Source organism: Nocardia sp. NPDC004582, assembly GCF_053602115.1.
Genome location: NZ_JBSGCY010000021.1, coordinates 57,490 through 64,997 on the forward strand (window position 1 = coordinate 57,490; position 7,508 = coordinate 64,997).

General features: G+C 69.7%; 6 protein-coding genes. 2 read left to right on the top strand and 4 right to left on the bottom strand.

Translation table 11 applies throughout. The annotated features are described in order from the left end of the window. Positions 1–5: 5 nt before the first annotated feature. Entirely contained in the window at positions 6–1,322 is a 1,317-nt protein-coding gene (locus ACWELJ_RS09300; protein ID WP_452365677.1) for a cryptochrome/photolyase family protein, read from the top strand. 21 nt (positions 1,323–1,343) lie between these two features. Here the strand turns inward: ACWELJ_RS09300 and ACWELJ_RS09305 are convergent, their stop codons facing one another. Then, positions 1,344–2,585, bottom strand: a complete 1,242-nt coding sequence (locus ACWELJ_RS09305) for a TIGR01777 family oxidoreductase (RefSeq protein WP_452365678.1) — start codon at positions 2,583–2,585, stop codon at positions 1,344–1,346. Between the two features lie 240 nt (positions 2,586–2,825). Between ACWELJ_RS09305 and ACWELJ_RS09310 the strand changes: the two genes are divergently transcribed. Continuing rightward, positions 2,826–4,067 (top strand): cytochrome P450, encoded by a 1,242-nt coding sequence (locus ACWELJ_RS09310; RefSeq protein WP_452365679.1) that lies wholly within the window; start codon positions 2,826–2,828, stop codon positions 4,065–4,067. Positions 4,068–4,339: 272 nt separating this feature from the next. On the opposite strand, the gene ACWELJ_RS09315 is transcribed toward ACWELJ_RS09310, so the two are convergent. From ACWELJ_RS09315 to ACWELJ_RS09325, 3 genes are all read right to left on the bottom strand, one after another. Beyond that, positions 4,340–5,320: an ACP S-malonyltransferase gene (locus tag ACWELJ_RS09315; RefSeq protein ID WP_452365680.1), complete on the bottom strand. Its 981-nt coding sequence runs from the start codon at positions 5,318–5,320 to the stop codon at positions 4,340–4,342. Continuing rightward, complete coding sequence (locus ACWELJ_RS09320; protein ID WP_452365681.1) at positions 5,317–6,213, bottom strand: alpha/beta hydrolase; 897 nt, start codon at positions 6,211–6,213, stop codon at positions 5,317–5,319. Before ACWELJ_RS09320 ends, ACWELJ_RS09315 begins: the two co-directional genes overlap by 4 nt. Then, the coding region (locus tag ACWELJ_RS09325; protein WP_452365682.1) for an ATP-binding protein at positions 6,210–7,508 on the bottom strand (1,299 nt) is incomplete at its 5' end. The genes ACWELJ_RS09325 and ACWELJ_RS09320, both read right to left, overlap by 4 nt.

Here is a 7,508-nt window from a genome sequence, read left to right on the forward strand (position 1 = left end):
GCGGTATGACCGTCGCCATCGTGCTGTTCACCAGGGACCTGCGTGTGCACGACAATCCGGCGTTGACCGCGGCGTGTCGCGAATCCCGATCCGTTGTGCCGCTGTTCGTCCTGGACAGTGATCTGCTCGCCCGGCTGGACCACGCACCGAACCGGCTCCGATTCCTCGGCGCCGCGCTGGGCGAGCTCGATGGCGAACTGCGTGCCCGCGGCGGCCGTCTGATCGTGCGGCGCGGACGGGTGGGCGACGAGGTGGAGCGAGTCGTGCGGGAGACGGGCGCACGCCGCGTGCATCTCGCGGCCGAGGTCACCGGCTACGGCGTGCGCAGGGAAAAGCTGCTGCGGGAAAGGCTTTCGCGCATCGGCTGTGCCCTGCACGCGCATGCCGCGTCGATCACCGCGGTGGATCCCGGTGCGGTGCGCCCGGACACCGGACGCGGACACTACGCGGTGTTCACGCCGTACTTCCACAGGTGGCTGGACACCCCGATGCGTCGGTCGCTGCCCGCGCCGAAGGCGCTGTCGGTGCCGCCGATCGCCGGGGACGCCGATCTGGGCGCGCTCGCTTCCGGAGGTTCTCCCGAGCTCGAGGTGGGCGGTGAGACCACCGGCCGAAAGCGGTTCGAGCAGTGGATTTCCGGGCCCGTGACTCGTTATGCCGAGGTCAAGGACTCGCCCGCGGTCGACGGCACCTCGGGGCTGTCGGCGTATCTGCATTTCGGATGCCTGTCGCCGGTGGAGGTGGTGTCACGGACCGATGTCACCGATCCGGGTGCACTCGCCTTCGTCCGGCAGCTGGCGTGGCGGGATTTCTACCACCAGGTGCTGGCCGATCGGCCCGATGTCGCCACCCGCGATTACAGGTCGGTGGCCGAGCCGTGGCGCACCGATCCGGCCGGAGTGGCCGCCTGGTGTGCCGGGCGCACCGGATATCCCATGGTCGACGCCGCCCTGCGGCAGTTGCTCGCCACCGGCCTGATGCCCGGTCGCGCCCGGCTCGTCGCCGCGAGCTTCCTGGCCAAAACCCTGCGGGTGGACTGGCGGATCGGAGCGAAGCATTTCGAACGCTGGCTGGTGGACGCCGATGTCGCCAACAACAGACTCAACTGGCAGTGGATGGCGGGCACCGGCACCGATACCCGATCGAGCCGGGTGCTCAACCCGCTGCGACAGGCCGAGCGCTTCGATCCGGACGGCGCCTACGCACGGCGCTGGATACCCGAACTCGCGCACCTGCCCGGCGCGGAGATCCACCGTCCCTGGCGCAGCGGCATGCTCATCGGAGACTATCCGCCGCCGATCGTCGAATTCCATGGCATGTGAACGCGAATCACCGGCCGCGGGTCACTGGCCGCGCCCCAGGAGATGCCGCAGGGCAGGCTCGATGTCCTCGAACCGGAAGTCGTGCGCGTCGGCGAGCAGGCGTCCCGGAATCACCCGCTGGCTGGCGGCGGCGAGCTCGGCGGCCCCTTCCCGGCCGAGCAGCACGGCCGGGCCGAAGGCGGGGATCGGCAGCACAGCGGGCCGGTGCAGCACCCGGGCCAGGGTGTGGGTGTAGTCGAGATTGCGCACCGGGTGCGGCGCAACGGCATTGACCGGGCCGGACAACTCGGTGTCCCACAGCGCGCGATGGTAGACGTCGACCAGGTCGTCGAGGCCGATCCACGGCAGCCACTGACGCCCGTCCCCCAGAGCTCCGCCGAGTCCGGCGGCGAACAACGGCCGTAGCAGGCGCAGCATGCCCCCGCGCGGCGACTGCACTATTCCGGTGCGCACGGACACCACGCGGGTCCCCGCCGCCATTGCGGGTGCGGCGGCGGATTCCCACTCCTCGACGACATCGGCGAGGAATCCCGTTCCGCGCTCGGCGGATTCGTCGAGCAGCTCATCGCCGCGGTCGGCGCCGTAGTAGCCGACCGCCGAGGCGCTGACGAACAGCGGTACGCCCGTCTCGGCCACCCGCTCGGCCAGCGCGCGGGTCGGGCCGATACGGCTGTCGGTGATCTCGCGCTTGTGCGCGGGGGTGAACCGTCCGGCGATGGACGCACCCGCCAGATGGATGACGGCATCGACGCCCGCGAGCAGCTGCGGCGCCGGGGCGTGCGGATCCCAGTGGCGCTCATCGGGATTCGTCGGCGCCCGGCGGACCAGGCGGATCACGCGGTGGCCGCCGGTGCTCAGGAACGCCGACAACGCGGTGCCGACCAGGCCCGACGCACCGGTGACGGCGATGGTGGCCTTCTCGAATCCGCGTGCGGCGGCGCGCCGGTGGGAGGCGAGATCATCGGCGATCTGGCGATAGCGGTAATCGAACATGGGTCGCAGCACGGCGGCGGGAACGGGAGTGTCGACCCGGTCGATGATCCGGGTGTGTTCGCCGTCCATTGCCTCGAATTCGTGGGTGTGCCGCCAGGGCAGCAGCCGCCCGAGCGGTATCGAGGCCAATCCGTCGAGGGAATCCGCCTCGGAGGCGATGCCGACCGGTTGCCAGGGCGGTGCGAGGCGGCTGAGAGCGCCCGGCCTGCCGAACCACTCGAACACTTCCGTCCGAGGAACCGCGATGGTGCTCGAACACTCGATGCTCACTGTTCGAGGGTAGCCATCCGAGCGATTCAAATGCAACGTTCCTGCATCGAATAACAGTGAGAAGGAGGACGCCGACCCGCCCGGCCATCGCCTGCGTCACCTACCGGCTCGATGACGGCCGCCGAACCGGGCGATAGCCGTGCACGCGAGTGGCACACGTCGGTAGGGTGACCGTTCCGCGTCCGGGATGTGCGGTTTACGGCGGCGGGGGAGTGTTGGGCACCGCGTGAAGTGAGTTCGATGTCAGAGTCTGTGCCGTTTGTCCGCACCGGCGATGCCGGGCCGGCCGATCCGGGCGGTGCCCGGGTACCCATGTACACCCCGGAATTCGCCGCCGACCCGCATCACGCGTATCGCGAGATGCGGGAGAAGTACGGGGCGCTGGTTCCGGTCGAGCTCGCGCCGGGCGTATCGGCCACCCTGGTGGTCGGATATCGCACGGCGGTGAGGATTCTCAACGATCCCGAGCGATTTCCCGCCGATCCGCGGGTGTGGCAGGCCGGGGTGCCCTCCGACTGCCCGGTACTGCCCATGATGCAGTGGCGGCCGAGTTCCCTGCGCACCACCGGGGTCGAACATGTGAGGTACCGGCAGGCCAATGCCGCCGCCCTGGCCGGGGTCGACCGATACGGGCTGCAGAGCATCGTCGAACAGGTCTCGGTCTCGCTGATCAATTCGTTCTGCACCTCGGGTTCGGCGGATCTGGTGCGCGACTACGCTTTTCCGCTCGCCTTCCAGGTGCTCAACCACCTGCTCGGCTGTCCGGTCGACCTCGCCGGGCAGGCGGCGCAGGGCTTTCGCGCGATCTTCGAGGGCATCGGCGCCGAACAGGGCAACATGCTGTTGGCCGACGCCCTGCATCAGCTGACGTTGCGCAAACGAAGCCATCCCGCCAACGACGTCACCACCCGCATGCTCCACCACTCCGCCGAACTGACCGACGTCGAGATGGTGCACCAGCTGGTCACCCTCTACGGAGCGGGCATCGAGCCGCAACAGAATCTGATCGTCAACACCCTGCTCCTGCTGCTCGTCGACGACCGCTTCGGCGGCAGTGCCCTCGATGGCAGCCTCTCCACCCGCGACGCCCTGGACGAAGTGCTCTTCAACGACCCGCCGATGGCCAACTTCTGCATCAGCTACCCGCCCCGCTCCGTCCTCATCGACGACTGCTGGCTGCCCGCCCACCAACCTGTCGTCATCAGCATGGCGGCCTGCAACACCGACCCCGAGATCCGCAGCGGCCAATCGACCGGCAACAGATCCCACCTGGCCTGGAGCATCGGCCCCCACGCCTGCCCCGCGAGCTCCCTCGCCTACCTCATTGCCCAGGAAGCCGTCGACCAACTCCTCGACGCCCTCCCCGAAATCCGCCTGGCCGTCCCCGCCGCCCAATTATCCTGGCGCCCAGGCCCATTCCACCGAGCCCTCGCCTTCCTCCCCGTCACCTTCACCCCCGCCCCACCCCTCCCCGAAACCTGACCACCCCGGCCGCGTCGATGCGGCACAACGGGAGGGCGACACGCTGATGTAGTCACCGAGCGGACAGGAACGCGGCGACGTCGTCTCCCGGCACCTGCCTGGGGGCGAAGCGCGGCCCGTTGGGGACGCACAGTGCCATTCTGCGTGACGCATTCGCCGCGCAGCACACACGCCGCCAGGTAGTTGAGCGTTTTCGAACGGCACCGAGCGACTCGGTGCCTGCCGGCTCGTGCTTGTTCGGTCGGTGACCGGAGCCCTCTTCATGCAGCGAGCTACGGCGTGCTTCCGGGTCTGGTCGGGGTGGTGAGGGCGTCGAGAGCCGCGGTGAGGGTTGCGGGAGTGCGGAGGGGGTGGCGGTTCAGGTGGGGGAGTTCGCGTTTCGCGATGGCGGTGAGGACGCCCGCCGGGGGGAGTTCGAGGAGCGTGGTGAGACGGGTCTCGTGGCGCAGGGTGGTCGTGCACAGGTCCCAGCGGACGGGGCGGGTGATCTGAGCGGCGATCTTGGTCAGGGCGTCGGCGCCCGACGTGACGGGGCGACCGTCGAGGTTGGAGAGCAGGGGACGGATCGGGTCGCGGGGGACGAGTTCTCCGATCGCGCGGGTCACCGTGTCGCGGGCGGCGGCCATGAATTGGGTGTGGAAGGCGCCCGCCACCGGGAGGACGACCACTTTGGCGTCCGCCGGACGGTCGGCAGACAGCGCGGCCAGGGCTTCGACGCGTCCGGCGACGACGAGATGGCCGGGAGCATTGTGGTTGGCGGGCACCAGATCGAGTTCCGCGATGCGGGTGAGTACCTCCTCGGGGCTGCCGCCGAGGACAGCCGCCATACCGGTGCGGTCCGCCGCGCAGGCGTCGGCCATGGCGCGGCCGCGGATGGCGGCCAGGGCAATCGCGTCGTCGGGGGAGATCACGCCGGCGGCCGCTGCCGCCGCGAGCTCGCCGACCGAATGACCGGCCACGATCGTGTCGGGCCCGAGCCCGCCCGCGGCGTGCAACGCCGCCACCGCGAGCAGCGCGGCGGCGACCACCAGCGGCTGGGTGATGCCGGTGTCGACGAGTTCGGTTGCGTCGGCGGTGGTTCCGAGGCGCAGCAGGTCGAGGTCACAGATCTCCGACCAGCGCGTGAGGCTTCGCTCGGCGCCGGCCAGCGACAGCCAGTCGGTCAGCATGCCCGGTTTCTGCGAGCCCTGCCCGGGCGCCAGGAGGGCATAGGGCGCTACGTCGAGACGGGTGCGGGCGGCGGGGTAGCTCATCGACGTTGTCTCCGCGTGAGGCATTCCTCGGCGAAGGCCAGCGACCGCAGGTGGAAGGTGCGCGCCGTGTAGCCGAGGCTGGTGTTGTGTCCGGCGTCGAGCTGACGGTCGATGACCACGCGCGGTGAATGCCGCAGCCGGGAGCGCAGATTCGCGAGGGTGCGGTCGTCGTGATGCCACCAGCGCTCGTACTCGGCGAAGGTGAACCGGACCGGAACCCGGATGCGCTGGGCGATCGCGGGAAACATCGATTCCCAGCTCACGATGTCGAATTGCTCGGCGGCCGGGATCGGCGCGGTGATCGAGCGGGCCTGATGGAAGGTCTCCGGCGGATACAGCCGCAGCGGCAGCCAGCTCTTCGTCCACGTCGCGCCGATGTTCTCGAGCCCGTCGGCCGGCCGGGCGTAACGGTGCCCGCACCCGGAGACGTCGATGCCCAGTAGATCGGGTACGCGCTGATAGGCGGCGGTGGCGAGCGCCAGCTTGCCGCCGAACGAATGGGCGTGCAGCAGCACACCCGCGCCGGTGTCGAACCGCCCGGTCAGATCGCGCAGCGCGTTGGCGAGGGTGGCGGCCTGGTTGATCACGGGCTGGCCCTCGGGCAGGGTGTCGGCGGACGCGCCGTACCCGGGGCGGTCGACGGCGACGACCGAGAAGCCCAGGGCCGCACCCAGTTCGAGCATCGACATGCCGGGCAGGGCCCGACCGTGGAAGTATCCGGCCCGCATCCCGGCCCCGTGCAGGGCGACGATGGTGCCACGCGGCGGCTGCCGGACCGGCGTGGTGATCAGTGCCGACAGCGTCGCGTCACCGCCGTCGAGGTCGATCGACCGGACCGGCGATTCCTCGACGGCCGAATGCGGTTGCAGCGGTGTGGGATTGATGACGGTCATGGCTGGTCTCCTTGGCTCACACTGCAAATCGGAGTGCCCTGGGTGATGGCCGTGCCGGCCTCCACCGCGAGACCGGTGATGACACCGGCCTTGTGGGCGGTGACCGGGTTCTCCATCTTCATGGCCTCGAGCACCACGACCAGATCCCCGGCCTCGACGGACTGACCCTCCGTGACCGCGACCTTGACCACGGTGCCCTGCATGGGCGCGGTGACCGAATCGCCGGAGGCTGCGCCGGCCATGCCTGTTCGCTTGCGCGCCTTGGGCTTCGTGCGCACCGCGCCCGCGCCGTTGCCGGACGCGGCGGCGCCGACCGAGAACTGACCCGGCAGCGACACCTCGAGGCGACGGCCACCGACCTCGACGACGACCTTCTGGCGCGGGGCCTCTTCGTCCTCGTCGATGGCGACAGCACCGGTGTAGGGCTCGATCGGGTTGTCCCACTCGTTCTCGATCCACTTGGTGTAGACGTCGAACTTCTCGCCGTCACCGATGAACGCGGGGTTGGTGACGATGTGGCGGTGGAAGGGAAGGACGGTGGCCAAGCCCTCGATATGGAATTCGGCGAGGGCGCGGGCGGCGCGTTGGAGGGCCTGGTCTCGGGTTTCGCCGGTGACGATGAGTTTGGCCAGCATGGAGTCGAATTGGCCGCCGATGACCGAACCCTCGACCACACCGGAGTCGACCCGCACACCGGGGCCGGTCGGTTCGCGGTAGGTGACGACCGGGCCGGGAGCGGGCAGGAAGCCGCGGCCCGCGTCTTCGCCGTTGATGCGGAACTCGAACGAGTGGCCGCGCGGGGCCGGGTCCTCGGTGATCGACAGCTCGTGGCCCTCGGCGATACGGAACTGCTGACGCACCAGGTCGATTCCGGCGGTCTCCTCGGTGACCGGGTGCTCGACCTGCAGGCGGGTGTTCACCTCGAGGAAGGAGACCGTGTCGCCCTGGACCAGGTATTCGACGGTGCCCGCGCCGTAATAGCCTGCCGCGCGGCAGATCCGCTTCGCCGACTCGTGGATCGTGGACCGCACTTCATCGGGCAAGAAGGGGGCCGGGGCCTCCTCGACGAGCTTCTGGAAGCGGCGCTGCAGCGAGCAGTCACGAGTACCGGCGACCACGACGTTGCCGTGCTTGTCGGCGATGACCTGCGCCTCGACGTGGCGGGCCTTGTCCAGGTACTGCTCCACGAAGCACTCGCCACGACCGAACGCCGCGATGGCCTCACGGGTCGCGGACTCGAACAGCTCCGGGATCTCCTCGATGCTGTGCGCGACCTTCATACCGCGGCCACCACC

Bases quoted from the DNA above. Each gene is read 5' to 3' on its own strand.
- ACWELJ_RS09300 (WP_452365677.1), top strand. From the start codon at position 6: ATGACCGTCGCCATCGTGCTGTTCACCAGGGACCTGCGTGTGCACGAC.
- ACWELJ_RS09310 (WP_452365679.1), top strand. From the start codon at position 2,826: ATGTCAGAGTCTGTGCCGTTTGTCCGCACCGGCGATGCCGGGCCGGCC.
- ACWELJ_RS09315 (WP_452365680.1), bottom strand. From the start codon at position 5,320: ATGAGCTACCCCGCCGCCCGCACCCGTCTCGACGTAGCGCCCTATGCC.
- ACWELJ_RS09320 (WP_452365681.1), bottom strand. From the start codon at position 6,213: ATGACCGTCATCAATCCCACACCGCTGCAACCGCATTCGGCCGTCGAG.